Origin of the sequence: Dankookia sp. GCM10030260, assembly GCF_042666655.1 — a bacterium.
Classification (GTDB): domain Bacteria; phylum Pseudomonadota; class Alphaproteobacteria; order Acetobacterales; family Acetobacteraceae; genus Paracraurococcus.
The window spans coordinates 13,633-38,815 of record NZ_JBHTDE010000016.1; the positions used below are offsets into that span (position 1 = coordinate 13,633).

24 protein-coding genes are annotated in these 25,183 nt (G+C 69.0%); 7 read left to right on the plus strand and 17 right to left on the minus strand.

Annotated features, from left to right (window positions below):
- Entirely contained in the window at nucleotides 1-1,089 is a 1,089-nt protein-coding gene (locus ACFQS7_RS26745) for an AAA family ATPase (protein ID WP_380070205.1), read from the minus strand.
- Nucleotides 1,079-1,984 (minus strand): hypothetical protein, encoded by a 906-nt coding sequence (locus ACFQS7_RS26750; protein ID WP_380070206.1) that lies wholly within the window; start codon nucleotides 1,982-1,984, stop codon nucleotides 1,079-1,081. The genes ACFQS7_RS26745 and ACFQS7_RS26750 overlap by 11 nt, the downstream gene beginning before the upstream one ends.
- 190 nt (nucleotides 1,985-2,174) lie before the next feature.
- Here ACFQS7_RS26750 and ACFQS7_RS26755 point away from each other — a divergent pair, with 190 nt between their 5' ends.
- The gene (locus tag ACFQS7_RS26755) at nucleotides 2,175-5,015 is read left to right on the plus strand and encodes a WD40 repeat domain-containing protein (protein ID WP_380070207.1); all 2,841 of its coding nucleotides are present in this window, start codon (nucleotides 2,175-2,177) and stop codon (nucleotides 5,013-5,015) included.
- A 37-nt stretch (nucleotides 5,016-5,052) separates the two neighbouring features.
- Here the strand turns inward: ACFQS7_RS26755 and ACFQS7_RS26760 are convergent, their stop codons facing one another.
- Nucleotides 5,053-6,561: a P-loop NTPase fold protein gene (locus ACFQS7_RS26760; protein ID WP_380070208.1), complete on the minus strand. Its 1,509-nt coding sequence runs from the start codon at nucleotides 6,559-6,561 to the stop codon at nucleotides 5,053-5,055.
- Between the two features lie 330 nt (nucleotides 6,562-6,891).
- Between ACFQS7_RS26760 and ACFQS7_RS26765 the strand changes: the two genes are divergently transcribed.
- Entirely contained in the window at nucleotides 6,892-7,581 is a 690-nt protein-coding gene (locus ACFQS7_RS26765; protein ID WP_380070209.1) for a recombinase family protein, read from the plus strand.
- Nucleotides 7,582-7,676: 95 nt separating this feature from the next.
- Here ACFQS7_RS26765 and ACFQS7_RS26770 read toward each other — a convergent pair whose 3' ends face one another.
- The 6 genes from ACFQS7_RS26770 to ACFQS7_RS26795 form a co-directional block, all read right to left on the minus strand.
- On the minus strand, nucleotides 7,677-7,952 hold the full coding sequence (locus ACFQS7_RS26770; protein WP_380070210.1) for a hypothetical protein: 276 nt from the start codon (nucleotides 7,950-7,952) through the stop codon (nucleotides 7,677-7,679).
- Between the two features lie 105 nt (nucleotides 7,953-8,057).
- Complete coding sequence (locus tag ACFQS7_RS26775) at nucleotides 8,058-8,501, minus strand: DUF2846 domain-containing protein (protein ID WP_380070211.1); 444 nt, start codon at nucleotides 8,499-8,501, stop codon at nucleotides 8,058-8,060.
- Nucleotides 8,498-8,965: a hypothetical protein gene (locus tag ACFQS7_RS26780; protein ID WP_380070212.1), complete on the minus strand. Its 468-nt coding sequence runs from the start codon at nucleotides 8,963-8,965 to the stop codon at nucleotides 8,498-8,500. Before ACFQS7_RS26780 ends, ACFQS7_RS26775 begins: the two co-directional genes overlap by 4 nt.
- Nucleotides 8,966-9,371: 406 nt before the next feature.
- Complete coding sequence (locus ACFQS7_RS26785) at nucleotides 9,372-9,440, minus strand: hypothetical protein (RefSeq protein WP_380070236.1); 69 nt, start codon at nucleotides 9,438-9,440, stop codon at nucleotides 9,372-9,374.
- A 26-nt stretch (nucleotides 9,441-9,466) separates the two neighbouring features.
- The gene (locus tag ACFQS7_RS26790; protein WP_380070213.1) at nucleotides 9,467-10,081 is read right to left on the minus strand and encodes a hypothetical protein; all 615 of its coding nucleotides are present in this window, start codon (nucleotides 10,079-10,081) and stop codon (nucleotides 9,467-9,469) included.
- Nucleotides 10,082-10,404: 323 nt separating this feature from the next.
- Nucleotides 10,405-10,647 (minus strand): helix-turn-helix domain-containing protein, encoded by a 243-nt coding sequence (locus ACFQS7_RS26795; RefSeq protein ID WP_380070214.1) that lies wholly within the window; start codon nucleotides 10,645-10,647, stop codon nucleotides 10,405-10,407.
- 77 nt (nucleotides 10,648-10,724) lie between these two features.
- Here ACFQS7_RS26795 and ACFQS7_RS26800 point away from each other — a divergent pair, with 77 nt between their 5' ends.
- Nucleotides 10,725-11,072, plus strand: coding sequence for a hypothetical protein (locus tag ACFQS7_RS26800; protein WP_380070215.1), 348 nt, complete (start codon nucleotides 10,725-10,727; stop codon nucleotides 11,070-11,072).
- Between the two features lie 228 nt (nucleotides 11,073-11,300).
- Here the strand turns inward: ACFQS7_RS26800 and ACFQS7_RS26805 are convergent, their stop codons facing one another.
- The 3 genes from ACFQS7_RS26805 to ACFQS7_RS26815 all read right to left on the minus strand — a co-directional run bounded on the left by ACFQS7_RS26805 (nucleotide 11,301) and on the right by ACFQS7_RS26815 (nucleotide 14,562).
- Nucleotides 11,301-12,431, minus strand: coding sequence for a hypothetical protein (locus ACFQS7_RS26805; RefSeq protein ID WP_380070216.1), 1,131 nt, complete (start codon nucleotides 12,429-12,431; stop codon nucleotides 11,301-11,303).
- A 14-nt stretch (nucleotides 12,432-12,445) separates the two neighbouring features.
- On the minus strand, nucleotides 12,446-14,251 hold the full coding sequence (locus ACFQS7_RS26810) for a tyrosine-type recombinase/integrase (protein ID WP_380070217.1): 1,806 nt from the start codon (nucleotides 14,249-14,251) through the stop codon (nucleotides 12,446-12,448).
- 107 nt (nucleotides 14,252-14,358) lie between these two features.
- Complete coding sequence (locus ACFQS7_RS26815; protein ID WP_380070218.1) at nucleotides 14,359-14,562, minus strand: helix-turn-helix domain-containing protein; 204 nt, start codon at nucleotides 14,560-14,562, stop codon at nucleotides 14,359-14,361.
- A 1,181-nt stretch (nucleotides 14,563-15,743) separates the two neighbouring features.
- On the opposite strand from ACFQS7_RS26815, the gene ACFQS7_RS26820 reads away from it, so the two are divergent.
- Entirely contained in the window at nucleotides 15,744-16,601 is an 858-nt protein-coding gene (locus ACFQS7_RS26820; protein ID WP_380070219.1) for a KilA-N domain-containing protein, read from the plus strand.
- A gap of 93 nt (nucleotides 16,602-16,694) precedes the next feature.
- Here ACFQS7_RS26820 and ACFQS7_RS26825 read toward each other — a convergent pair whose 3' ends face one another.
- The 5 genes from ACFQS7_RS26825 to ACFQS7_RS26845 form a co-directional block, all read right to left on the minus strand.
- Nucleotides 16,695-17,036: a hypothetical protein gene (locus ACFQS7_RS26825; RefSeq protein WP_380070220.1), complete on the minus strand. Its 342-nt coding sequence runs from the start codon at nucleotides 17,034-17,036 to the stop codon at nucleotides 16,695-16,697.
- Nucleotides 17,037-17,315: 279 nt separating this feature from the next.
- A complete protein-coding gene (locus tag ACFQS7_RS26830; protein WP_380070221.1) occupies nucleotides 17,316-17,720 on the minus strand; it encodes a hypothetical protein in 405 nt (134 codons plus the stop codon).
- 321 nt (nucleotides 17,721-18,041) lie between these two features.
- Nucleotides 18,042-19,010 carry a RimK family alpha-L-glutamate ligase gene (locus ACFQS7_RS26835; protein WP_380070222.1) on the minus strand — a complete coding sequence of 323 codons (969 nt, stop codon included), beginning with the start codon at nucleotides 19,008-19,010 and terminating at the stop codon, nucleotides 18,042-18,044.
- 210 nt (nucleotides 19,011-19,220) lie between these two features.
- Nucleotides 19,221-19,517, minus strand: a complete 297-nt coding sequence (locus ACFQS7_RS26840) for a hypothetical protein (protein ID WP_380070223.1) — start codon at nucleotides 19,515-19,517, stop codon at nucleotides 19,221-19,223.
- Between the two features lie 62 nt (nucleotides 19,518-19,579).
- Entirely contained in the window at nucleotides 19,580-20,572 is a 993-nt protein-coding gene (locus ACFQS7_RS26845) for a Bug family tripartite tricarboxylate transporter substrate binding protein (protein WP_380070224.1), read from the minus strand.
- A gap of 191 nt (nucleotides 20,573-20,763) precedes the next feature.
- Between ACFQS7_RS26845 and ACFQS7_RS26850 the strand changes: the two genes are divergently transcribed.
- From ACFQS7_RS26850 to ACFQS7_RS26860, 3 genes are all read left to right on the plus strand, one after another.
- The gene (locus ACFQS7_RS26850) at nucleotides 20,764-21,027 is read left to right on the plus strand and encodes a hypothetical protein (RefSeq protein WP_380070225.1); all 264 of its coding nucleotides are present in this window, start codon (nucleotides 20,764-20,766) and stop codon (nucleotides 21,025-21,027) included.
- Between the two features lie 13 nt (nucleotides 21,028-21,040).
- Nucleotides 21,041-24,346 (plus strand): error-prone DNA polymerase, encoded by a 3,306-nt coding sequence (locus ACFQS7_RS26855; RefSeq protein WP_380070226.1) that lies wholly within the window; start codon nucleotides 21,041-21,043, stop codon nucleotides 24,344-24,346.
- 94 nt (nucleotides 24,347-24,440) lie between these two features.
- Complete coding sequence (locus ACFQS7_RS26860) at nucleotides 24,441-25,106, plus strand: SOS response-associated peptidase (RefSeq protein ID WP_380070237.1); 666 nt, start codon at nucleotides 24,441-24,443, stop codon at nucleotides 25,104-25,106.
- Nucleotides 25,107-25,183: the final 77 nt, after the last annotated feature.

Below are 25,183 nucleotides of genomic sequence, written 5' to 3' on the forward strand. Positions count from 1 at the left end.
CTAGCCGGCCAAGTCGCCGAGCGCCTTGTCCCCGAACTGGCGCTGGTCTTCGACTGTCTTGAGCATCGTGGCGCGCGCCGCCCCCTGCCAACCGGCCTGTCCGCTCAGCCCGGCATCCGGATCGAAGCCGAGGTCGCGCAGGGCGGCCAGGAAGCCGAGGAGCTCCGCCGTGCCGGGCGGCTTGCGCAGGCCCTCCTCGCGCAGCGCCAGGAACAGCCGCACGGCGTCGTCCAGCAAGGGGCCATCAGCCGGCAGGCCCGCCATCCGGCGGCGCACGATGCGCCGCAGCCGGTCCTCGTCGGGGAACGACATCGTGTGGAAGACGCAGCGCCGCAGGAAAGCGTCCGGCAGCACGCGCTCGCTGTTGCTGGTCAGGACTACGATCGGGCGGAGCGCGTCGTCGGCCTGGACGTGGCGGTCGAGCTCCGGGACGTAGAAGGCGAGCCGCTCGACCTCCATGAGCAGGTCGTTCGGGACGTCGCGCGGCGCCTTGTCGATCTCGTCGATCAGCACGACGCTGCGGCGCGGCCCGCCCTCCGGGGCGGTCCAGTTCCGGCCGGACAGGCCGACGACACGGTCGGGCGGACAGGCGTCGAGCACGGCGCGGCCAAGCGCGTTGAAGGTGATGAAGCGCCGCGGGTCGTCGGCGCCCGGGTCGTCGCTCCGCGCGGCGTGGAAGCGGCCGACCGTGTCGAAGCTGTAGAAAAGGTCTCGCGCCGTCGTTGTCGACTTGGTGTCGAAGCGCAGGGCGTACTCCGGTCGGCCGGTGGCGACGTCCGGCCGCTCAAGCCCGAGGTGGAAGGCGATGAAGTTTGCCACCTCGGTCTTGCCGCAGCCGGGCTCCCCGGTGACCAGCAGGGGCTGCCCCAGCAGGATGGCGGAGTGGACCGCGTCCAGCAGCGGCGGGTCGGCGTCGTACTCGCGGGGGTCGAGCATCCGCGGCGCGGCCATGGCCGCGCTCGGCAGGTGCGTCCAGCGCGTCCGCCGCGCCTCCTCGGCCGCAGCGTCGCCGGCGGCCCACCTCCTCGACGGGATGAACCAGGGCCGCGGCGCGGGCCGGCGCGGTACGCCGGGGTGGTCAAGCGCCATGGGTGGCACTCCAGCGCGGCCTCATCGGGGACTCCTGGGCATACTTCAGGATCGCTTTGCGGACCGGCAGCAGGCGGAACTGATCCTCCACCTCGCAGAGCTCCGCGTGCACGCTCTCGAGGGCGCGCTTCCATTGGGACAGTGGCGGCCGGCGCGTGACGGCGTCGACCCAACCCTTCACCTCGTCGACGTAGACGTGGGGCAGGGGCTCGAGCAGGACCGCGCGGTCGTGGCTGCTGCAGAGCCGCCGGAGGATCTCCTGGAGCTTTTCGCAGTCGGCGGTCGGCTTTTCCTTGTACTCGACGAGCAGGAGGCCCAGCAGCATGCCGCTGCGGGGGCCGACGCAGTCACGGGCGAAGTAGTCGAGCCACTCGCGGAGCGTCGCCTCCAGCAGCGGATCCCGTCGGAGGCGGACGCTCGACAAAGAATGCCGGAAGACGAAGTAGCCGTCTTGCGCCCTCAACGTGCCCTCGAGCGCCTTGCGGCCCGGAAAGGGTCCTGGAGACACGTCCTCGCCACGTGCCGCCTCCTGCCGATCGGATTGTTCCCTTCGGCCGGATGTGCCGACGGTAGAGACAAGGTTTTCCGCCAGCGAAACCATCAACCCGTCCAGACCATTCTGCGGCACCGGATCCTCGGGCCAGGGGTAGATGTCGAGGTCCTGGGCGTCCTTGAACACGCCGTGCTCGCGGTCGGCCACACGCAGCGCGAATCGGTCGGGCATGTCCGCGGCGACCCCCGGCACCACGACGACCGCGCTCCCGTGCCGCGAGGCGGCGATGGCCTCCACCTTTTTCTTGAGCGCCCGGAAGTAGTTTTCCCGGTCCAAGAAGCAGAGGGCCGCATCGAGCGGGTCGAGGTCGCTCTCCGGGTAGGTACCGCCGCGCTCGATCATCGAATGGGACCGCCACGGCCCGGCCATTCCGGACGGACCAAGCCGCCATAGCGGCGGTCGGCCGGTTCGGACATCGTCAACTTGGATGAGGCCATATGGCGCATTTCGTCGTCCAGGCGAAGGTCTCCCCTTCGCGTCGCATTTTCGAAGCAGTTTGAAGCCGGCGCAAGGGCATGGTGTTCTGCCGAGAATGAGCGAGACAGCCGCCGTCCTGCGTCCACCCGATCCGCGGTTGCCCCTGGGCAGACCGGAGGTGATCCTCGCCGACCAGGAGGCCGATGCTGCGGCTATCTTGGAGGCTTTGGACCGGTACCTGGCCGAGGCGCTGCCCGCCGACCCGGCCGGTCGCGCCTTCTGCCGGCGGTGGGTCGCGGCCTGCGCGGCACTGCCGGTGCTGCGGTGGCAGGTCACGGTGGCGATCGGGCTGGGGCTGGCGGCCGATATGGGGCTTGGGCGGGTTGACGAGGCGCTGCATCTTGCCGTCGGCCGGATCCCCTGGTTCCGCGTCGGCCGGATGCCGCCGCTGGTGCGCACCGCCCTGCTCAACGCGCTGCCCGAGCGCGACTGGGAAGCGATCCAGGCCGTACTGCGGAAGGTGCTGGACGAGGTCGTCCGGCAGGGACACGGATCCCGTCGGCCGACGAGGCGCCCGGCCAACGCGAGGACCGAGTCCGCGCTCACGGTGCGGTACGTGCTCGAACGGGTGCCGGAGGGCGATCTGGGCCGCGACGCGCTGCTTGACCTCGTGCTCCAGGGCGTTCGGCCGCGTGGCTTGGCGCTGCGCTTCGCGCAATGGCGGTCCCAGCTCGGCCCAGGTTGGCGCTGGTTAACGGTACCCAGCCGACTGTTAGTGCTTTCCTTAGCAAGCGCTGTATCTACCGGGCTCGTAGCATTTACCTATCTGTTGTTTCCCAGCTCAATCATGATAGCGCCGTATGAGCGGCTGAGTGTATTGCATTACAGACTCGGTTCGTGCAGTATTCCCGAAATAATGTCCTCTATCGCTAGCGAAAAACACAATAATACGCTTTTATCTGGTGAGAATTCTGCAGGTCAGTATTCACTTAACTGGCCCCATTTCGATCAACCTCTCGGGGCAGACACGGGGCCATATCCACTTATGTGGATCGCCTTTTCGGAGGGCGGCCAGCTACTGGCGACGGTGAGTGAGGACGGCACGGCGCGGCTGTGGGACGCGGAGACGGGACGCGAGCGCGCCGTCTTACGCGGTCATGAAGGTGGCGTATGGGACGTTGTCCTCTCCGCCGACGGCCAGCTGGCAGCGACCGTGGGTTGGGACGGCACTGCCCGGCTGTGGGATACGCAGACGGGCCGCGAGCGCGCCGTCCTAAAGGTGCGTGAAGGCGCAGCACGAGACATCGCTCTCTCCCGCGACAGGCGATTGTTGGCAACAACGGGTTGGGACGGCACGGCGCGGCTGTGGGACGCGGAGACGGGACGCGAGCGCGCCGTCTTGGAGGGGCACGGGAGCGATTTATTACGAGATAATAGCGGCACAGTCCTGCGTTCTCTGAGAAGCCGAATTTGGATAGTTAGGTTTTCACCGAACGGTCGGCTGGTTTTGACTGCAGGAAACGACGGCACGGCGCGGCTGTGGGACGCGGAGACGGGACGTGAGCGCGCCGTCCTGCGCGGCGGGCACGGGACCACAGCGAAGCTGACCAGCGATCTTTCCGCTGACGGGCGGCTGGTCGTGACCGCGGGCGGCGACGGCACGGCGCGGCTGTGGGATGCGGAGACGAAGCGCGAGCGCGCCGTCCTGCGAGGGCACGAGGGCGCCGTCGAGGACGTCGCCCTCTCCCACGACGGGCGGCTGGTCGTGACCGCGGGCATCGACGGCACGGCGCGGCTGTGGGACGCGGAGACAGGGCGCGAGCGCGCCGTCCTGCGCGGTCATAAAGGTGGCGTACGGCGCGTCGCCTTGTCCCTGGACGGGCGGCTGGTGGCGACCGCGGGCGCGGACGGCACCGCCCGGCTTTGGGACGCGGAGACGGGGCGCGAGCGCGCCGTCCTGCAGGGGCACCGAGGCGAAGTACTAGGCCTCGCCCTCTCCGCCGACGGCCGGCTGGCGGCGACCGCGAGCGACGACGGCACGGCGCGGCTGTGGGACGCGCAGACCGGCGCGCCGCGGCTGTGGGACGCGCAGACCGGCGCGCCACGCGCCGCCCTGGAGGGGCATGGAAGGGCAGTCTCCTACGTGGCCCTTGACTCGATCGGACGATCAATGGTGACCCTGGGCGGCGAGGGCACGGCGCGGCTGTGGGACGCGCAGACCGGCGCGCCGCGCGCCGCCCTGGAGGGGCACGCGGGCAGGGTGTGGATGGCCACCTTCTCCGCCGACGGCCGGCTGGCGGCGACCGCGAGCGACGACGGCACGGCGCGGCTGTGGGACGCGGAGACGGGGCGCGAGCGCACCGTCCTGGAGGGGCACGAGGGCGCCGTCGAGCACGTTGCCCTCTCCCGCGACGGGCGGCTGGCGGTGACCGCGGGCAGCGACGGCACGGCGCGGCTGTGGGACGCGGAGACGGGGCGCGAGCGCGCCGTCCTGGAGGGGCACGAGGGCGCCGTCAAGCACGTTGCCCTCTCCCGCGACGGGCGGCTGGCGGCGACCGCGGGCAGCGACGGCACGGCGCGGCTGTGGGACGCGGAGACGGGGCGCGAGCGCGCCGTCCTGCGCGGACACGAGGGCAGAGTGGGGCACGTCGCCTTTTCCCCGGACGGGCGGCTGGCGGCGACTGCGGGCGCGGACGGCACCGCCCGACTTTGGGACGCGCAGACGGGCCGCGGGCGCGCCGTCCTGCAGGGAAACGGAGGCGAAGTGCGGCAAATCGCTTTCAGCCCAGACGGACGGCTAATAGCGACAGCAGGCGAAGATGGCACGACAAGATTGTGGTACACAGACAATCCAAAACGCTATGCAGTTCTGGCTAAAGCGACCAGTACCCTACGAGGTGTCGGCTTCGGGAGCGACGGAAAACCGGTTGTGATATCATGTAGAACAAGAGATTAAAAATCGCCAATTTTCATTCATTTTGCGGAATTTTTTACTATGATTTCTGCACATGATTGTCTTGACTCAAAACCGAATTTTCTTGCATTACTTGTGTCAAACTAATCAAATCTTGTAAGTCTTTGTCCGACATTTTATTGAGTTCCGGATCTAGCCGAAATAGCCGCTCCATAGAATGGCCTTCGAAAAGCTTGCGGGTCTCCGAGTCCACCTCGTTCTTTGTATCTCGTCCTCGCCCGATGTTTTCGGCCTGCCGCAGAGAGCATCGACCGTCGACGACAGCCCACCAAGCACGGCCAAAGCAGACCTGCAGCAGAACGATCTTGGCGAGCCTCCGCACCTCGTCACGGCGCGCAGCGTCCGATCCGGCATTCGCCAGATCTGCGTCGCTGAAGCCCCGAAGGTAGAGCGCCAGGAGCAGGCAATTGAGCACGCGCTTCAGCGTGCGAGGATTCGGCGGCGCGACCTCCCGGAACAGGTCGGCGCACGCCGCGAAGGCACCGGCCGCGGGCCCCTGTAGCCCCTCCAGGTACGCGGTGATCTGGCCCGGACCGAGGAGCGGCAGGTTGAACGGCACCTGGATGATCTTGTCGAGGTAGGCGCGGGCGTCGAAACCGGCCTCCTTCAGGTCCTTGTAGCGGACGCGGATGCCCTGCTCGACGACCTCCCGGTCCATACCGAGCACGAAGACGCAGCCCTCGAGGTCGAGGAACAGCTTGATCGCCTCCAGGGCCGCGACGGCGTCCTCGGGTAGGCAGCGGTCGAGATCGTCGACGAACACGAACAGGCGCCGGGTCTTACCGATGCCGAAGAGGTCGAGGAGCCCGCGGAAGAGCTCCTGGAATTGCTCGAGCGAGGTGACCTGCTCGACGTACTGCTCGCTCGCCTCGCGCTCGATGAGCTTCGCCACCTCCTTCGTGTCACCGCCCTTGAACCACTTGGCCAGCGCGGTCGCCACGCCTCCCTCCGTCTTCTCGCCGGCGATCGCCTTGGCCACGGTGGAGTTAAGGCCCGCGGTGAGGGCGGTGAGCGCGGCGTCCGCGGCGAGCGGCAAGGCCCCCCACCAATTCACCCGGACCCCCCCTTGGGTAACGACCGTCATGCTGCGGTAGAGGCGGTCCCGCGCCTCGTCCAACGCCGACCGGGCCTTGGCCGCGTCGTCCTCGGAGATCCAGAGGGCGTTGTAGGCGCGGAGGGCGGCGTCGTACCGGGCGCCTTGCAGCCGGCCGCCATCGGGCTTCTCGGCGCGCTCCCGGAGAGCGGTGACTACCCGCAGCAGGAGGGCGCGCCACAGCACCTGTTCCTGACGTGCGTAGACCCAGGCGTCGAACCAGAGGTGGATGCGCTCGGGCCCGGCGAGCGCTTCCCGCAGGGTACGCATGACGCTGGTCTTGCCGGTCCCCCACCCGCCGTAGACCCCGACGACGAGCGGGGTCTCCAGCGCCGGGCTGGCGAGCAGGCGCTGGAGGGCGTGGACGGTCGGGAGCCGCTGGAGCAGGTCCCTGCCGTCGTCCCCGAAGTCGAGGGGCCCGTCTGAGAGCGCCATGGCGTTAACTCCTGTGGCTAGGCGGCTATCGGCCGCCGCATCACGGTGCATGCGTCTGCCCAGTTCACCCCTGTTTGCCCGGCCTGTCATCCGTCGTGTGCGCGTTCGGGACGCCGCAACTTGCTGTGCTTGTCCTAGACCCGCCACCAGTGTGCGCATGAGTGGAAGCCTGACGTGGAGCGCCGAGAGCCTCCAGAATTGGTTGGTTTGCCGGCCGTCTTAGACGCTTGAAAATACACACACTCTGCTGCCCCGCGAAACCCTCCTTTCAGATTGTGAAACGGCAGTGCCGGGGGCATCTTGCTGCCCTACGACCGCCCATGAAGGCCCATGACCGTTCCCGCCGGCCCGCGCTTCGTCGCCTACTACCGCGTCTCCACCGACAAGCAGGGCCGCTCCGGCCTCGGCCTCGACGCCCAGCGGGAGGCCGTTGCCCGGTACGCGACCTCAGCCGGCGGCGTGGTCGCCGCAGCCTTCGAGGAGGTGGAGAGCGGCCGACGCGGCGACCGGCCGCAGCTCGGCCTAGCGCTCGCCGAGTGCCGGCTCAGGCGCGCCGTGCTGCTGATCGCCAAGCTCGACCGCCTGGCGCGCGACGCCCACTTCCTGCTCGGCCTGGAGAAGGCCGGCGTCGAGTTCCTCGCCGCCGACATGCCACACGCCAACCGGCTCACCGTCGGCATCATGGCTCTCGTGGCCGAGGAAGAAGCCCTCGCCACAAGCGCACGCACCAGGGCCGCACTCGCGGCAGCTAAGGCGAGGGGGGTGAAGCTCGGCAACCCGCGTCTGAGGCCGGGCGACGCGGCGGCGGCGGCCGACGCGCGCGCGGCTTGGTCGGCGCAGGCAGCGCGGCGCGTGGTGGAGGTCACACCCTACCTTGACGCGGCTCGCCGGGCGGGCGCGACCACCCTGCAGCAGCTCGCCGACGCGCTCACCGCGCGCGGGGTGCGCACGCCACGCGGCGGGGAAGCATGGCGGCCCTGGCAGGTGCGGCGCGTGCTGGACCGTCTACTGCAAAACTGAGTCACAGCATGGCACTGCGGACAATCTTGGCTGCCATGCCTTGACCGCTACGCTGGGCTTCAACGTCGCGGCAGCAATCAGGCTCTGCGGCCAGATCAGCGGAACGGGCGAGGGGCTGCCATGACGCAGTAGAGCATCCCGCTGACGACCGGCATCGATTTTGTGAAATCGCAAAGCCGCGGGACCGCTCGAGAGCCACCTCGGCCACCCGGCGGGATGCCGATGATGTCGCCAGGCTTGCAGATGCGAGCAACCTCCGCGATTTGAGCCTCATCGTCGTCAGACATCATCGACGCGAGACTGCTGCGGCAGAATGCAGCTTGGCCTTGGGCCGACGCCGTCTGGACTCCCGCCACCAGCATGATCGTCACCAGGAAGGGTAACAAGCGAAATGAAGTAGTCATTCCCTCCACCTTACCTGCAGATTCTCGACGAAACGGTGTTTCCGGTTGCACAGATCCACTTGTCGCCGCGCCTCAGATCGAAGCGGTGAGGCTTTTCGACGCCAACGCGTCCCGCCCCTCGGTCGAGTCCACGAGTTCCGGCACCACGCGGCCGACCATCAGGCCCGGAGCCACATAGGTGCGGACGAAGCGCTCCTCGCCGGCAGTCACAGTGAAGGTGAGCCTGTTGTCGATCTCAGTGGCGGTCGAGACCTCGTAGTTGCCGGGCACGACATCCTGCCAGAAGGCGCCGCCAGGGATGGACTCTCCCACCTTCCGCCCGTTCAGCATGATCGCGGGCTGCATGGCCATTCCGACCGGTGAGGACGAGCGCAAGAACCAGATTCGTCCCTTGTCCTGCGGCACGGCCGGGATGCGGCTTGCCATCTCGCTCAGGCGGGGACCCGTGGCGCATGCGGCAAGCATGCCGCCTCCCAGCAGGGCGGTGGACGTGCCCAGGAACGAGCGGCGATTCATGACGAGGTCTCCGTGCGAAGGGTTGGGGGAGAGGCGAGCGGCGAGAAGGCGCGTTCGACAGGCAGGTAGAAGCCGATCCACTGGCCATCGCGCTCGACGACGTAGGCCTCGTGCATGTGCCGCCCTTCGGCGAGGAGGACCCAGCCGACAGGCCGCCAGATCTGACCCTCGGGAATGCTGCCCGCGTAGCGTAGCCGGCTACCAGGGAGGATGGTGCGGCTGAAGTTGGCAGAGCTCGTGCCCCTGGCGGGTGCTGTCACCGTCCGGTCTGGCTGGCCTTCGCCGATGGTCGCGGTTGCCGGCCGGGTGGTCAGCGCCGGAGCGCAGGCCAGGAGCGCGAGCAGGCTCGAGATGGCCAGGGCCGACCGGGTCGAGGGGCGGCCGGCCAGGTATCCCGATGGCTTCGGGGCAGGCTCAGCAGTACCGCCCGGAGCAGACCTCTGGCGCATGCTGTGCAGGCCCATGGATCGGGCAGGAGCAGCCGTTTTCATGCCGAATCCATAACGTAAATCAGTGCCATATCAAACCATATAATATTGCATCCTGTTCGGTTGCATTTGTCGCTGTGTGGGCGGATTCCGGAGCATGTCGGCCACCCCCTGCGGAGGTAGGGTGTTGCTCGACCCTTGGGCAGGCCCGGTCCTCCTTCGCGTTCTGCGCGAGGGGGGACGGGATGCCGGCTGAGAGAGTGTCGATGCGACGCGTGCGAGCGATCCTGCGGCTGAAGAGCGAGGCGCCCGCTTCCGACCGGGCGATTGCCCACTCGGTCGACGTAGCGCGCAGCACGGTACGGTTATGTCTGGGCCGGGTGGCCGCGGCGGGCCTGGCCTGGCCGCTGCCTGTCAATCGGCGTTGAACTGGGGCTCTGACTCAGAGCGCGCCCACGAAGGCCATGATGAAGGCTGTCTTCCCGGCGCCCGACAGGCCCGTGACGCAGATGCGGAGGTCTTCCTTCTAGTTGCCGTTCACGCTCGGGCTTCTCCGTCGTCGAACTCGCCGGGTGGCGGCAGCGGGATCGCGTCCACGGGCGCCTCGGCCCACTCCGCGGGACGCATCAGCGTCATCCCGAGGCCGTGCCGCGATGGAGGGTTCCAGTCATCGAACGCGATCGGGAAGACGCCCTGCTCAACTGCGCCCATGACCCTTACCCACCAGCCCGCGTAGGCGTGGTCCCAGCCCTTCCCGGCCTCTGCGAGGGCGGGGAAGCGGTTGAGGAACTTGGCCGCGAGTTCGCGGGCGCCGTCGTTGCGGGCGTCGGTCCAGCCAAAAAACTCGGCCTCCGTTGCCTGCCCGCTGGTGTAGCGCGCGGTGCCCTCGAGCATGGCGACGATGTTCCTGTTGAGCGACGGGTGGAGCGCGTCGGACGACACCAGGAGCGCGCCGTGGCTCCGCAGGAACAGGGATGCCGGGCCGATCTCAAGGCGCCAGTGGTGGCCGCTGGGCGACATGTAGGGCAGTCCGCGGAGCCGCTGGAAACCGGCCTTGTGGAGCTCGCCCAGCATGGTGACGACCCGGGCGGAGCGCCGGGCCAGCTCGTTCGGCAGGGTGCGGAGCGCGACTGGGCTGGTGGTCGTCGTCACATCCCTCTCCGTCATTCGGCGGCCGCCGGCGCGGGCTTGGTGAGGCGCACCCAGATGCGCAGCGCATGGGGCAGCATCTTGTCTGCAAGGCGGCATGCTGTAGCTGGAATGGGTCGGACCGTTTCACCGCGTTCCAGCGGTCGTCGGACGGTTGTTCCGTGACTGTCGCCCGCCCATTCCGACCAGGCTTTAAGCATGCCTGCCTAATATTGGTCGATTCAATTTTGCATTAAATAGGCCCCGCCGTTGCCCAGGCTGGGCAGTCCATCCTGCCTGGCCTGATTTTCACGGTGCACATACGGCAGCTCTGCTGCCACCAACGTTCAGGCAGACGCTTTCTTGGCTTTGCTGGTTTGGGCTGGCTTCCTGAGCAGGTCGGCGGCGTCGACGCCGAGTTCGCGGGCGAGCCGGTCGACGACGTCGATGCTGGCGGCGTAGACGCAGCGCTCGAGGGCGCTGACGTAGGTGCGGTCGATCCCGGCGCGGTGCGCCAGTTCCTCCTGCGACAGGCCTTGGGCCTGGCGCTGGCGACGCAGGTTCTGGGCCAGGACTGCGCGTATCTCCACGGGCGGCAGGGCACCGCCTTGTGGAGCATTTTCCCACGGAGTATACTCTACATTACTGGCCGGAGGGGGATCCAGCGATGGAGGAGGCAGGTTCCGAGTTCTACCTTTTCCTCGCCGGGCGGCAGGCGCCGCGGGCCGGTGCTAAGGCGCCGACGGGAGGGGCCGGCAGCAGCGCTGCGCAACAGGCCGATCTTCGTGAGCCTCTGGACAGGCCGGGCGCGGCGGATGGGCCCGTGCCGCCCACCCCCGAAACCCTGATGTTCTCCGTGCGGCTGACCGAGGCGACGTCCGTAGCCATCGCCCGGGCCGCCAAGGCGGCCGGTAAGACGCAGCGGCAGTTCCTTGCCGAGCTGCTGGCGGGCGCCGGCGTCGCCGTTCACCCGGTCGACCTCAGGGACCGGCCGAACTGGCGGCCGCGGGCTTGACCGGGCCCGGCGCTTGCCGGGAGAGGGGCCGGCATGGCAGTCTCTGCCTGCACAGCCGAAGCATTCACCCTGACTGCTGGAAGTCTCGGGGACGGGGGAGGGCAGCTTTCCCTGGCATGTTATTATGCCCCGACTTCGCCGCATAAGGTTCGTTATGACAAGGGCGAGAGCCTTCCAATGTTGCTGGGCACGGTCGGGGGGTGGCGCACGCCACCCCTCGCACATGGCCTACGACGGTTCGGAGGATCCATCCTCATCGGTATCAGACGGCGGACGCCCTTCCATACTCCGCAAGTAGGCCCGGGCCTCCTCGAGGTCGGCATCCAGCCCCGCGAGATAGTCGGCACCCGCCGCGGCGCGCTCGCCACGATCATAGTGCTTCTCGTGCACCCGGCCACCGATGCCGAGCACCGTGGCGCCGATCCCCGGCGTGTCGGGTGCCATGAGTGGCGCCGTGGTGCCGATACAGTGCCGGAAGCGGTGCACCCCGAAGGCGTGCTCCGCCCCGAAGCGCTTGGCCGACCACCAGCGGATGCGCTTCTCGATGCCGGCTTCGCCGAGCGCCGCACCACCCCAGTTCACCCACATCGCATCGTTGACCTGGCCGTCCAGCAACTCGCGCCGCTCGACCTCGACGTAGCGCGCCAACCAGGGCGTGAGGCTGGCGGGCAGCGGGACCCGATGCGGCTCGTCGGTCTTGATATCAGGGACGTCGAGCGACATCCACCACTCCTCTCCGTCGAAGCGGATGTGCTGGCCGAGCTGCATCAGCTTGACCGAGCCGAGGCGCGGGCCCGATGCGGCCAACAGGGCGATCAGCAGGCCGTCGCGCAGCATGACCCGCCGCCGACAGGGCCCTGGGAGGGTCAGGGCGCGCTCCATCATCTCCCGCCCCCAGGCGTAGAGGGTGGCGCTGTGGTGCACCTGGAAGTGGCGCTTCTCCATAGCGAGGCGGTGCCGCAGCGGGATGCCGCCCGGGCGGCTCAGCCAGTCGACCTGAGCGCCAGGCACCAGGATGCGCAGGGTTGTCTGCAGCTCCTGGAACCGACCGACGATGGTGTAGTCGGCATTGCCGAGTGCGACGAGCTCGTCGAAGTAGGCCGCTGCCCTCTCCTCGCTTACCCGCGCGAGCGGCAGGGCATTTGGGTCGAGCCAGCCGTGGTACAGCAGGAAGCCAAGATAGCGGCCATAGCCCTCGAACGCCTTCTCGAGGCTCGGGACCTTGAGGCGCGCGACAAAGCCGCGCGCCGAGAAACGTCCTCGGCGGGCCCGCATTGCCGCCGCCAGGGCCTGCCGGTCGGGCTCGGGCCAGTCCTCCGGGTCGAGGCAGCTGCGGCGCGGGTCGATGATGCGTGGCATGGATCGTCCCCCTCTCAGCGCCGCTGCGCCGCGGCCTTGCCGCGCTGCTTGGCGCGGACCAGGCGCCGCGCCTCGGTCGTGTCGTCCTCCAGCCCACCATGGAAGAGCCGCGCCGCGTTCTCCGCCTCCAGGCCGCAGTAGGTTGCGATGGTGGTCTCGACCGAGGCGTGGCCCAGGGCGCGCCGGACGATCTCGTACTGGCCGGGGTGCCGGTTCAGGTGCCGCCAGGCCGCGAAGTGCCGCATCAGGTGCGGGTGCACCTCGAGATCGATCTCACGCCTGATGAGCTTTTTGATGCCCTCGGCGAGGGCGGCCTGGCTCTTGGAGTCAGCCTTACCAAAGGCCGGGAAGAGATAGGGGCTGCCGCCAGTCTCGCCGGCCATCAGGGGGCGCCAGACGCGGATCCAGGTGTCCAGCAGCCTGGCGGCCGCGGGCGGCACCGGCCACTCCAGGTCGGCATGGCCCTTCATCTTGGTGCCGGCGATGACGATGTGGGTGATCCACCGACCGCCCGGGCCGAGGCGCTGCAGGTGCTGGTCGAGGCGGAGGCCAGCCAGGTTCTTCATCCGCAGCGGACAAACCAGCAGTATCAGGATGGCCACCGCGAGCATGAACCGACGCGCCATCGCCGTGTCGGTCCTGTCGGCTTTGCGGGCAGCCTTCTCCACCTCCTCCGGCAACAGCAGCAGGCGGCTGCGGTTGTAGGGTTGGATCAGCCGCAGCAGCCGCTCGCGCACCTTGCCGGTGAGTCCGACCTTGCGACGCGGCTGCGCCAGCTTGCGCATGGCCCGAAGCTGCTCGAGCGGCTCGCCGGTCAGCCCGAGGAAGTGCGCCCCGATGATGAAGAGGGTTTCGGCGATCACCGCGAGCTGGCCGCCGACGATCTCGGCCTCCGCGCGTTCCTCTTCGGGCAGCTTGGCCCGGGCGCGCGCGTCGAAGAAGTCGAGGATGTCACTGGCATGCTCGACGAGGTAGGCGAAGCTGGTGATGGCCGTCGGGTCATGCCCCATATGGACCAGGGCGGCCGCCATCTGCCGCACCGCGAAGCAGCGTGCCTTGACGGTGGCCGGTCGTGCCCGGCGCTTGCTGCCCTTTGCCTTGAACAGGCTCTTGCCCTGGCTCGGGCTCAGCCACTCCTGGAAGACCGCCTCCTCGGCCTGGAGGTCCGGGAAATGCTTAAGGGAGAAGGTATAGGGTTGCCGTCGCCGCGGCGCCTGCAGTGGCTGGCAATCGCTGAAACGCGGACTGCTGGCGATAACTCGATTGCAGGCGCGGGCCACCGCGGCACCGCGCCGGGTTGTGCTGGCCGAGAGCCGCGTCGCGCCTTCCTCGTCGAGAAACGCCTCGAACACCAAGTTGGTCAGCGCGGACCGCGGGAGCCCGCGGACGGCGCAGTAGCGGAACAGGCGTCGCAGCCCAGCCCGCTGCGGCTGGAACGTGGCCGCGTCCAGCAGTTCGATCCATTCGGGGGTGAGCTCACTCTCGCCACAGCGGCGCGGCTGGTGGAGGCCGACGAGGCGCAAGGCCTTGCGCACCGACGACAGGATATTGCGGAAGCGGTAGTTCGACTTGCCGCAGGCCGCGGCCGATTTCCGGAACAGGTGCTGGTTCAGCCAGACGACGTCGCAGGGCACGGCGCTGGTCAGCAGCCCGAGTATCTGCGCCGCCGCCTCCAGGTCGGAGATCAGGTCGCGCTTCTGCGTCTCGGTCAGCGTGGTGGATCCGCGCACGACGACGATGAGGTCGGCGAAGGTGAGCTTCACGCGGAAGGACGCGGATGGGTTCGACAGGTTTGCAACGCACTCGGGAATCGCGTTCATGATGGCCTCGGGGTTTGGGCGGTCAGCGCCGGTCACGACCGGCGTTCGTGAGACCGTATCAGGGTTGACTACTGGCAAGAGCGGTGCGGCGGTTGCGGGGACCCGGCTCAAGGCATTGACTCCTCTGCATCTTCGCTGACTGGATCAGCGACCAATCGAAGCAGCTCGGACTCGCGGATCCGCACCGAGCCGCCGATCTTGGCGGCTTGCAGGACGCCTTTCTGCCGGAGACGGCGGAAGGTACGGTCGCTGATGCCGAGCCAGGTGCAGGCTTCGGCGACGGTGAACAGGCGGTTGTCATCCGTGCGCATGCGACAGCTCCGCCGTGACGATGGAGGCCGCATGCTGTGAGGTGGCGGCGACACACGCCTGCAGGTTCGGCGTCGTTGAGAGACGCGCGAAGGCACCGGGTGGGAGGAGTGTCAACCGACCGCGGTCGGCCTTGCGGGCGAGCAAGGGAAAAAACGCAGCCGCTGGCTGCGTGGTCGTACTTTGGAGCATGGACGTACGCCTACGTATGCCCGACGACGTCGGGCAGCAGCGCCGCACCCCAGCGGCGATGGACGGGGTGGCCCGGCAGCGCGAGGCTACCGGGAGGCTGGCTTGCTCAGGTCCAGCACGCAGCGTCCGTTGGAAGCTGCTTCACGAGCGGGGATGACAGCGAGGCCTGTTCGGCCACTCTCCATCGCGGGGACAACAGATACTGACCGCTGCGATTCTACCAGCGATTTCTATCTACCAGCTGATCGAGCCTGTGCAGGCTTTTTGTGTTGAATACGTATTGAAAATCCGACGTGCCATCCCCATTTATGTTGGACGAGAGGCACGGTCCCGCCGGCAGCCCCGCTCCCCTGAACAGCACCGCAGTCCACCTCCCCAGAGGGTCGAGCCAAAGCCGGCCGAACGCAGGACTTCGCCCGGGCATCAGCGACGATGCCCGGCATCCATCCCGCACCGTCCCTGCCCGGACCCAGGGAACGGGCCAGTCGTCTCTCGTCCGCTTCGTCCTCGCCCCTGGGCGGGTGTCCGCAGCGTCCTCAGCGACGCAGCCGGCGCCCGGCACCGCGCATCCGGCACTGAGCCGGCCGCTTCTGCGAACCCTGACCCTGCCAGCGGTGGCACGGTGGGGCGACGACGAGACCTTTCCGGCACCCCTCGATCCCACAGGCCGATGTGCCGGCGCGCCGTGCCCGACGCGACGCCGGCGCAGCCGTGGCCGCGCCCGACATCACGGCGGACCGTTGGCCATCATGTCTGGCCCGCCGTGTGCGGCGTTGCCCCCAAGCGGGACAGCACCGCGGCGTTCGGACGGCGCCCCGTGGCGCCGCCCAGTGGCAACCGACCTGGCATCACCAGCGAGCCACACCAGCCTGGCGACCCCTCGCAGACCGCCAAGCTGAACGCCTGCCCAAACCTCCTCCGACCGTCTCGGCAGCTCCAAGCCGACCGCAGCGGCCCCTTGAGCAAGGCCGAAACCCTGTTGGAGATCACCATGACCCCCACCAGCACCCTCAGCTACCAGGGCAGGCCCATCCGCCTCCGCGGCACCATGCTGAACCTGACCGACATGTGGCGGGCAGCAGGCTGTCCGGAGTACCGCCGGCCGGCCAAATGGCTGTTCCTCGAGGAGACCATGCGTTTTCGCGCGCATGCCGGGACGCACTGGGCCGCGCTCGAAGAGCCGGCCAGCGATAATGTCCTCCTGGAGGACATTATCCGCCTCGACCCCGATGGTTTCGTCGCCACGCTGCGTGGCCGCAACGGCGGCACCTGGGCGCATTGGCAGCTCGCGCTGTCCTATGCCCGCTACCTGTCGCCGGACTTCCATCTCTGGTGCAACACCGTCGTCCGCGCCGCCCTGGCGTGGCATGCCGGCCCGCCCGCGACGGACCCCGATCCGCTGCGGCTGCACCTCACCCAGCAGTTCCGCGACCTGCACCGCCGGCTCGATGACGCCGAGCGGCATGCGGCGGACCTGATGTTCCTGGTTCTCTCGACCCAGGAGATCATGCTGGGCGGCCGGCTGGAGTTCACGCCCCTGACCCGGACCATCATCGTCAAGGCGGCGGCCGCCGAGCCCTTCGACGGCCAGTGCCCCTGCTGCCACCGCGAACCCGTCCTCACCCCGACCGGCCAGCCAGCCCCTGGCGCCGCGTTCGACCACTTCTTCCATCGCGGCCTGAACAAGCCGGAGCATGGATGGTTGATCTGCCTGGCCTGCCATGCCGAGCTGACCTATGGCGGCTACCTCGTGCGCTTCCTGCGAATGCCAGAGTTCCGCGCCTTCCAGGGCGCCGTATTCGAGCGCCGCCGGCAGGAGCGAGCCCGCGCCGGCAACACGCCGGACTAGCCGCCATCCGCTGCCCTCCCGACTGGAGGGAACGCAAGAGCCCCATGACCTCAGACCGAGGTCATGGGGCTTTTCGCGTTTCCGGGCGCCATGTCAGTGGCGCAGCGCTGGTGCCGCCTCGAGCTGGACGTCGAAGGCGAGAAAGCGGTCGAACAGCCCTGTCTTGCGATAGAAGTGGCGCATCCCGAAGCGGCTTCCCTCGATCTCCTCCTGCCTGTGCTCGAGAAGGCCGAACCACAGCAGCGGCCGCAGGATCCTGGCCTCCATCGCAAAGGAGGCCGTGTCCCACGGCGTATTCAGCACGCCGTTGATAGGGATCGTACAGAGGCGGGTCAGGCGGTCCGGCGCTTGCCACTCGCTCGCGGCCACCGACAACGACCAGAGAACGATGCCCGCGTCCTGCTGCGGCCAATGACCGTGCGCGCCTCGGCTCAAATAGCCCAGATCGAGATGCCACAGCGCGACGTGGAAGAGGATAGCCTGCAGCGCCGAAAGCTGCGGTGCCTCGAGCAGGGCTCGGCCGCGCGGTGTGGTCTTGAGATGCCCACGGGTCTTTCGGAGAAGCCCGGCCGCCTGAGTGTCCGTCCGGGAACAAATGGCCCAGATCCAGGGGCTTGTAGGCCCACATTTTTATATCGAAAACCGTCCAACGCAGGCCAGAGTTGGATTGAGGGAACGGTGGCCGCCACTGCGCTGCTTCGTTAAGCGCTTGATCTACGCCAAATTGTTCCCGGACGGACACTGAGCGAGGTGGCGCAGGAAGAAGACGGGTAGGAAGTCGGGCTCGTTGATCACCTTGTGGAAGCGGAAGGCGTCGGCCTTGTCGAACCCGGGCCAGGTGAAGCGGTCGACCATCTCTGCCACGACGCTGCGCGACAGGTTCCCCGTGGCCGTAAGTTGCAGTCCGGCTCCCATCGAGGCGCTGCACAGGAGAACCAGGGCGTTCGAGGCGGCGGCAGATTGCTGAAGTTCATCCCATGTCAGATCGGCGGCAAGCCGAACCGGGCCGGCCGTCGGCGATGGCGGCCGACGCAAGGCATCGAAGCTTGCCTGACCCAGGAGGGTCCAGGCCGGCTCGATGCCGCCGAGCCACGTCCTGACCGCTGGGTTCTGCAGCATACCGGGACTGACCACGGCGCAATCCTCACGAGGCGATGCGCAGCGCGTCACCGCGGGTCGTGCTTACACCTGCCGTCCGGCACCAGGTTCGCCTCATCTTCGGCTGGCCCACCATGCCGCTGCCCAAGCGTGTCATGTTCGCCCCTCCCGCGCCGGTCACGGTCCGCATTCAGGCCGAGTACTCCAACACCACGGCCCTGCGGCCGTTACTGATCCGGGCGACCTGAGGGACGGCACCCTCAAGGTCCCGAGCGATCAGAATGAGACGTCGTTCTCGCCGTAGGGCAGCACTCCATTCCAGGAAGCCGCGTTGGCAACCGCCTACGCGGCCCGCGTCGTCGAGGCGGCCAGTTCAGCGCCGAGGAAGGCCGCGATGGCACCGGGACCCGATCGGTCGCTTCCGGCCAAACCGGCCTTGGCTTCCGCCTCAGGGTTGTAGTTCGTATTGGTGTTGACGTCGTAGACCAGCCGCCGCCCATCGCTTCCGCGGATGAACTCAATGCCGGCCACCTCGGTACCGTTGGCCGACAGGAAACCCTCCAGCCTGCTACGCAGCCCAGCGTCAATGCCGTCTTCGAGCACGCGGAACCGAGGTGCCGAGATCTCCGCCGGGCTCGGTCCGACGTCCACGGCACAGACATCAGCCGGGCACAGTTCGAAGCCCGCCGAGGTGTCCACCTCGACAGCATAGAGAAAGCGGCTGCCGACGAACTCCGCCCGCGTGATGACCGGCCGCTCGGCACGCACATATTCCTGGAGGAGCCAGAGCCCATCGGCAGGATGTTCGTCATCCGGGAGAGCGTGCAGGTAGACCTCCAGCGCATCCAAATCCGGGAATAGCCGCACACCTAGACCCTTGCCACCACGGTTGGGCTTGAGGATCAGTGGACCACCAGCGAAATGCTCGCGCGCCGCGGCGAGGATGCGCTCGGGTTCGCCGAGCACCAGCACCGTGCGTGGCACAGCGACACCGGCCACTTCGAGCGCCGCATACTGCCGCACCTTGCTGATCTCCAGGTCGAGGGCGCGGGGGCCGTTCACCACGCGGCGGCCATGGCGCGTGAGCCAGGCCAGGACCCCGGCGGTGAGCTCGGCAGCGTAGCGGTGGCCCCGCGTGTGCGAGGAGGCGCTCATGCGGTTGTAGAAGACCCCCTCGGGTGGTGGGGCGGCGAGATCGAAGACGCCGCCGGAGAGGTTCCATTCCGTCCAGGGCAGGCCACGTCGCGCGAATGCTTCGGCGAGGGGCGGCAACCAGTCCGGGTTCTCGTGGATGACATGGATGCGGTGCATGGCGCTGGACCAGTCCTCGGATCGCAGGGGTGGCATTCGGATTCGCGGAACATGTTGAAAGCCGCCCGTGGCGACCAGTTCCGGCGCTACGGGCAGACCTCGCGGCAGAGGAGGGGCGCGCTCTGCAGGACAACCTCATGCCGAGGCAACTCGGACACCCGGCTGACGTCAGTGACGGCCTGCGGTGGACCGCCGCTGACGTGGTCTATGTCACCGGTCGCTGTCGGCGAGATGCCGCTGTGCTTCGTTGATCAGGTGGCGGTCATTGGCACTGGCAACCAGCCCGGCAGCAGAAAAGGCCTGGAAGGCCGCGACGGCCTCGGCTGCGGTGGCGTGCAGCTGCTTCTCAATACGGCTGCCCTGTGCCGCCCAGAAGCGCTCGACCTCGGCGGCCGATAGCTCTTTCAGCCTTCGATGCGCGGTCAGCAGCAGGCCCTGCGCCTTCTGAAAGGCCTCCAGCGCCCGTTCCAGCCGGCCTCCGACTTCCTGCCCTTCGGGTATTGTCATGCGCTACCCTCCTGGCCCGCTGCTCTTGACCGCCCTTTGTGGTACAAACCACCGCAGGCGAGCTACTCCGATTTCACCCCCGAGGTCACGACCACCTGCCGCCAAGCCTCCGAATCCTCCCGCATCAGGGCGAGCATCTCTTCTGGTGAGGTCCAGGCCGCCTCGGCACCCTGCGCGGCGAGCTCGTTCTTCACTCCGGGCGCTTGGCTTGCTTCCTTCAACGCGGCTGAGAACCGTGCCGCGACCGGCGCGGGCAGGCCACGCGGCGCGACGGCGCAGTACCAGTTCTCCGCCAGCAGCTTCGGAAAGCCGAATTCGCCGGTGGTCGGCACATCCGGCAGCGTCGGACTGCGCTGCCGCGCGGCGAGCGCCAGGGTGGTCATGGATCCGGCCTTGATGTGCGGCAGCAGCGGCGGCAAGTCGGCAAAGAGCAGCTGAACCTGCCCCGCGACCAGGTCCGTCACCGCCGGCGCGGCGCCGCGATAGGGCACGACCTCCACCGCCGCGCCTGTCTGGGCACGGAAGACCAGAGCCGTCAGGTGGCTGATCCCCGCCGCGCCCGCGGTGCCGATGTTGAGCCTGCCGGGCTGGCGCTTCGCCAGCTCCAGTAGTTCCGGCAAGCTCTTCACGCCAAGGCTCGGGTGCGCCACCAGCGCCTCCGGCACGCGGGTGACGACGGAGATCGGTGTCACGTCCTCCGGCACACGGTAGGGCATCTTGGGCTGGGTGTGCGGCAGGATGGTGAGCGAGCCGCCGTCGATGATGCCGAAGGTGTAGCCATCCGCAGCGGACTTCAGCACGTAGTCCGTGCCGGTGACGCCAGAGCCACCGGCCCGGTTCTCCACAACTACGGTTTGCTTCAGGACAGGACCGAGCGTCTGGGCGTAGAGGCGGGCGATGATGTCGGTCGGCCCGCCGGGCGGGAAAGGCACGACGAGGCGGACCGGCCGGTTCGGCCAGTCGCCGGTGTCTTGCGCGCGCGTGGCAGTGGGCGCCAGCGCGGCGGTTGCGATGAGCAGGCGGCGGCGCCCAATACGCGCCTCGGCATGCCACATGACGTTTCCCCTAAATCGTGTTCTTGCAGGGCATGATGGGGTGGGCCTCGGCCATGTGCCAACCTCATGCCCGCGGCCGCCCCAAACCAGGCTGCTCGCTGACCGCAACGCGATAACCTGACCCATGATCTGGCATGCTGGACAGCGATTCTGTTCTTGATTCGTTCATGATGCCCTAGCATCGTCGGCCCATGCCCGAATCGCCCGCGCCCGAACCGCCCGATACCGCCGCCGAGGCGCCCGCCCCGCTGACCGGCCCCCTGCTGCCGGTCGAGCAGGCGGAGCTCGCCGCCGCCCTGGCCTATGGCCTGCGGTTCGACGAGCGCGGCCGGCCACGGCGCGGCGCCGCCTGGGAAATGGCCGCCAGCCTGCTGGCCGAGCAACTCGTGGCCCAGCTCGAGCGAGCTCGGTTCGTGGTGCTCAAGCGCCCGCCCCGCCCGCCGCACAGCACCTGACCCGCCGGCCCGCGTGGCTGCCTTCGCCGAGCTGTCCGCCCGGTCCAACTTCAGCTTCCTCGATGGCGCCTCGCACCCGGAGGAGCTGGTGCAGACCGCCAAGGCCCTCGGCCTGGCCGGGCTCGGGATCTGCGACCTGAACAGCCTCGCCGGCGTGGTCCGCGGCCATGTCGCGGCCAAGGCGGTGGGGCTGACCTTCCGGGTCGGCTGCCGCCTCCGGCTTGACGACGGCTCCGAGTGGCTCGCCTGGCCCGGCAGCCGCGTCGCCTATGGCCGGCTGACCGCCCTGCTCTCCCGCGGCCGCATGCATGCGCCCAAGGGCGAGTGCCGGATCAGCCGGAAGGCCCTGCTCGCCGCCGCCGAAGGCTGGGTGCTGGCGGCGATCCCGCCGGCCCGGGCCGATGCCGTCGATGTGGCCCAGCTGCGCCGGGACGCCGCGGCGCTGCGCGACCGACTCGCCCTGCCCCTCCTTCTGGCTGCCGCCTGCACCTTCCGCGGCGATGACCGGCACCGGCTCGATGTCCTGACCAGGTTGGCGGCGCAGACGGGCACGCGGCTGCTCGCCACCGGCGATGTCCGCTACCACCACCCCGACCGCCGCCGCCTCGCCGACGTGCTCACCGCCATCCGGCTGCGCACCACTGTCGACGCACTCGGCTACGCGGCCGAGGCCAATGCCGAGCGCCATCTCAAGCCGGCCGCCGAGATGGCCAGGCTCTTCGCGGACCATCCGGAGGCGCTGGCCAACAGCCTGGCGGCGCTCGAGGCCAGCGGCGGCTTCTCGCTCGACCAGCTGCGCTACGAATATCCCGACGAGGTACTCGAGCCCGGGCGCTCGCCGCAGGAGACGCTGGCCGGCCGGGTCGCCGCGGCCCAGGCCGCGCGCTGGCCGCGTGGCACGCCGCCCGGCATCGCCGAGCGGATCGCCCATGAGCTGCGGCTGATCGCCGAGCTCGGCTACGCGCCGTACTTCCTCACCGTGCACGAGATCGTCCGCTTTGCGCGGGACCACGGTATCCTCTGCCAGGGCCGCGGCTCGGCCGCCAACTCGGCGGTCTGCTATGTGCTGGGCATCACCGCGGTCGATCCGGCCAAGCACGATTTGCTGTTCGAGCGCTTCGTCTCGGCCAGCCGGGGCGAGCCGCCCGATATCGACATCGACTTCGAGCACGAGCGCCGCGAGGAGGTGATCCAGCACCTCTATGACCGCTACGGCCGGGAGCGGGCGGCGATCTGCGCCACCGTCATCCGCTACCGCACCCGCAGCGCCGTCCGCGAGGTCGGCAAGGCGATGAGCCTCTCCGAGGACGTCACGGCACGGCTGGCCAAGGGCAGCTGGGGCCCGGGGCACGAGATGGGGCTGTCGGCGCTCGCCGCGGCCGAGGGGCTCGATACCGCCGACCCCCACCTGGCCATGGCGCTGGAACTCACCGAGGAGATCCTCGACTTCCCCCGCCATGCCGCCACCCATGTCGGCGGCTTTGTCATCACCCGCGGGCCGCTGGTCGAGCTCGCCGTGGTGACCAATGCGGCCATGGAGGGGCGAACCGTTCTCGAATGGGATAAGGACGACATCGACGCGCTCGGCATCCTCAAGGTCGATGTGCTGGGCCTCGGGATGCTGTCCTGCCTGCGGCGGGCCTTCGACCTGCTGCGCCGGCACCACCGGCTCGAGCACGACCTGGCCAGCCTGCCGCGCGACTGCCCGGCGACCTATGCCATGCTGCGCCGGGCCGACAGCCTCGGCGTCTTCCAGGTCGAGAGCCGGGCGCAGATGAACATGCTGCCCCGGCTGCGCCCGGAGCGCTTCTACGACCTGGTCATCGAGGTGGCGATCGTCCGGCCCGGGCCGATCCAGGGCGACATGGTCCATCCCTATCTCCGGCGCAAATGGGGCCAGGAGCCGGTGCGCTATCCCTCCCCCGCGCCCGAGCACGGCCCGCCGGACGAGCTGGAGCGGGTTCTGGGCAAGACCCTTGGCGTGCCGCTGTTCCAGGAGCAGGCGATGCGGCTGGCGATCGTTGCCGCCGGCTTCACCCCGGAGGAGGCCGACCAGCTGCGCCGGGCCATGGCCACCTTCAAGCTCTCGGGCGGCGTCACCCGCCACCAGGAACGGCTGGTCGAGGGCATGGTCCGGCGGGGCTATCAGCGCGGCTTCGCCATGCGGGTGTTCCAGCAGATCGAGGGCTTCGGCGGCTACGGCTTTCCGGAAAGCCATGCCGCAAGCTTCGCCCACCTGGTCTATGCCTCGGCCTGGGTAAAGTGCCACCACCCGGCGGTCTTTGCCTGCGCTCTGCTGAACAGCCAACCGATGGGCTTCTATGCCCCGGCACAAATCGTCCGTGACGCCCGCGAGCACGGCGTGGCCATCTTGGCGATCGAGGTCAACGCCAGCGACTGGGACAGCACGCTGGAGCCGCAGCCAGCCAGCGCCGGCGGCCTTGCCCTCCGGCTCGGGCTGCGGCTGGTGGCAGGTCTCCCGGAGGCCGAGGCGCGGGCCATCCTGGCGGCCCGGCGGGCCCGTAACGGGGCGCCCTTCACCTCGGTCGAGGAGGCCGCGTGGCGGGCCGGGGTGGGGCGGCAGGCGCTCGAGGCGCTGGCCGGGGCGGACGCCTTCGCCGGCACAGGGCCCAGCCGCCGCCGGGCTGGGTGGGATGCCCGCGGCGTGGCGAACGGGCCGCAGGACCTGCCGCTCTTCGCCGTCGCCGCCGGGACCGAGGCGGCCGCCATGGCGGCGCAGGCGCCGCTGGTGCCGGAGCCGGCCGTCACCCTGCCGGACCCGACCGAGGGCGAGGCGGTGGTCGAGGACTACCTGGCCACCGGCCTGACCCTGCGGCGCCACCCGCTGGCGCTGCTGCGGCCGCGGCTGGAGGCGCTGGGCTGCCAAGACACCCGACAGTTGAATGCCCAGCGCGCCGGAACAAAGCTGCGCCTGCCCGGGCTGGTGCTGATCCGCCAACGCCCGGGCTCGGCCAAGGGGGTGGTCTTCCTCACCGTCGAGGACGAGCACGGGGTGGCCAACCTCGTCGTCTTCGAGCGGATCGCGGCGCGCGACCGCGCGGCGCTGGTCTCGGGGCGCCTGCTGGTTGCCGAGGGCCGGGTGGAGCGCGAGGTGGAGCAGGCCGAGGTGCCGATCACCCACCTCATCGTCGAGCGGCTGATCGACCGCTCCGACCTGCTCAGCCGGCTGGCCGAGATCGACGGCAACACCACGGACCAGGGCTGGACGGAGAAGACGCTCGGCCGGGCCGACGAGGTGCGGCGCCCCGAGCCCGGCAGTCGGCCGCCCAAGCTGCCGGGCAGCCGGGATTTCCGCTGATGATCGGCGGAGTTGGGCCATCTTGCCGCCTACCGCCGCCGGCCCAATCCTCGTCACCCTCGCACCGCCAGCCCGGGAGGGCGTGCCACAGCCCATGTGCAACCTCTACAGCATCACCAAGGGTCAGCAGGCCATCCGCGAACTGGCACGCGCCATGAGCGACCGGACCGGCAACCTGCCGCCGCTGCCCGGGGTCTTCCCGGACTATGCCGCGCCGATCGTCCGCAACCAGCCCGACGGCCGCGAGCTGACCAGGGCCCGCTGGGGCATGCCCTCGCCCGCCTTCGCGCTGAAGGGTAAGAAGTCCGACCCGGGCGTCACCAATGTCCGCAACGTCAAGTCGCCGCACTGGCGCCGCTGGCTCGGCGTCGAGCACCGCTGCGTCGTGCCCTTCACCAGCTTCTCCGAGCACGAGGTCCTTCCCGACGGCACGCGTCCGCCGGTCTGGTTCGCCTTCGACGAGAGCCGGCCGCTGGCCTGCTTTGCCGGCATCTGGACACGCTGGAGCTCGGTGCGGAAGATCAAGGAGGGGGAGACGACGAACGACCTCTTTGCCTTCCTGACGACCGACCCGAACCGCGAGGTCGGCGTCATCCATCCGAAAGCCATGCCGGTCATCTTGACCACGCCGGAGGAGATCGACGTGTGGATGAACGCCCCCACGGAGGAAGCCCTCGCGCTGCAACGGCCGCTGCCGGACGCTTCGCTGGTCATCGTGGCCCGCGGCGAGAAGCAGGACGGGGCGCCAGCCGCGTCCTGATGGTGCGACCTTGTCCGATGCCGATCCCGACCAGGAGACGATAGCCGGCGCGGCTGAGAGCCCCATCACCACGACCG

Excerpts from the sequence above, each read along its gene's own strand:
- ACFQS7_RS26830 (WP_380070221.1), bottom strand. The coding sequence starts at position 17,720 with ATGCTGCAGAACCCAGCGGTCAGGACGTGGCTCGGCGGCATCGAGCCG.
- ACFQS7_RS26805 (WP_380070216.1), bottom strand. The coding sequence starts at position 12,431 with ATGCCACGCATCATCGACCCGCGCCGCAGCTGCCTCGACCCGGAGGAC.
- ACFQS7_RS26845 (WP_380070224.1), bottom strand. The coding sequence starts at position 20,572 with ATGTGGCATGCCGAGGCGCGTATTGGGCGCCGCCGCCTGCTCATCGCA.
- ACFQS7_RS26780 (WP_380070212.1), bottom strand. The coding sequence starts at position 8,965 with ATGGGCCTGCACAGCATGCGCCAGAGGTCTGCTCCGGGCGGTACTGCT.
- ACFQS7_RS26750 (WP_380070206.1), bottom strand. The coding sequence starts at position 1,984 with ATGATCGAGCGCGGCGGTACCTACCCGGAGAGCGACCTCGACCCGCTC.
- ACFQS7_RS26800 (WP_380070215.1), top strand. The coding sequence starts at position 10,725 with ATGGAGGAGGCAGGTTCCGAGTTCTACCTTTTCCTCGCCGGGCGGCAG.
- ACFQS7_RS26835 (WP_380070222.1), bottom strand. The coding sequence starts at position 19,010 with ATGCACCGCATCCATGTCATCCACGAGAACCCGGACTGGTTGCCGCCC.
- ACFQS7_RS26850 (WP_380070225.1), top strand. The coding sequence starts at position 20,764 with ATGCCCGAATCGCCCGCGCCCGAACCGCCCGATACCGCCGCCGAGGCG.
- ACFQS7_RS26840 (WP_380070223.1), bottom strand. The coding sequence starts at position 19,517 with ATGACAATACCCGAAGGGCAGGAAGTCGGAGGCCGGCTGGAACGGGCG.
- ACFQS7_RS26765 (WP_380070209.1), top strand. The coding sequence starts at position 6,892 with ATGACCGTTCCCGCCGGCCCGCGCTTCGTCGCCTACTACCGCGTCTCC.
- ACFQS7_RS26820 (WP_380070219.1), top strand. The coding sequence starts at position 15,744 with ATGACCCCCACCAGCACCCTCAGCTACCAGGGCAGGCCCATCCGCCTC.
- ACFQS7_RS26810 (WP_380070217.1), bottom strand. The coding sequence starts at position 14,251 with ATGAACGCGATTCCCGAGTGCGTTGCAAACCTGTCGAACCCATCCGCG.
- ACFQS7_RS26755 (WP_380070207.1), top strand. The coding sequence starts at position 2,175 with ATGAGCGAGACAGCCGCCGTCCTGCGTCCACCCGATCCGCGGTTGCCC.
- ACFQS7_RS26745 (WP_380070205.1), bottom strand. The coding sequence starts at position 1,089 with ATGGCGCTTGACCACCCCGGCGTACCGCGCCGGCCCGCGCCGCGGCCC.
- ACFQS7_RS26760 (WP_380070208.1), bottom strand. The coding sequence starts at position 6,561 with ATGGCGCTCTCAGACGGGCCCCTCGACTTCGGGGACGACGGCAGGGAC.
- ACFQS7_RS26860 (WP_380070237.1), top strand. The coding sequence starts at position 24,441 with ATGTGCAACCTCTACAGCATCACCAAGGGTCAGCAGGCCATCCGCGAA.
- ACFQS7_RS26775 (WP_380070211.1), bottom strand. The coding sequence starts at position 8,501 with ATGAATCGCCGCTCGTTCCTGGGCACGTCCACCGCCCTGCTGGGAGGC.
- ACFQS7_RS26815 (WP_380070218.1), bottom strand. The coding sequence starts at position 14,562 with ATGCGCACGGATGACAACCGCCTGTTCACCGTCGCCGAAGCCTGCACC.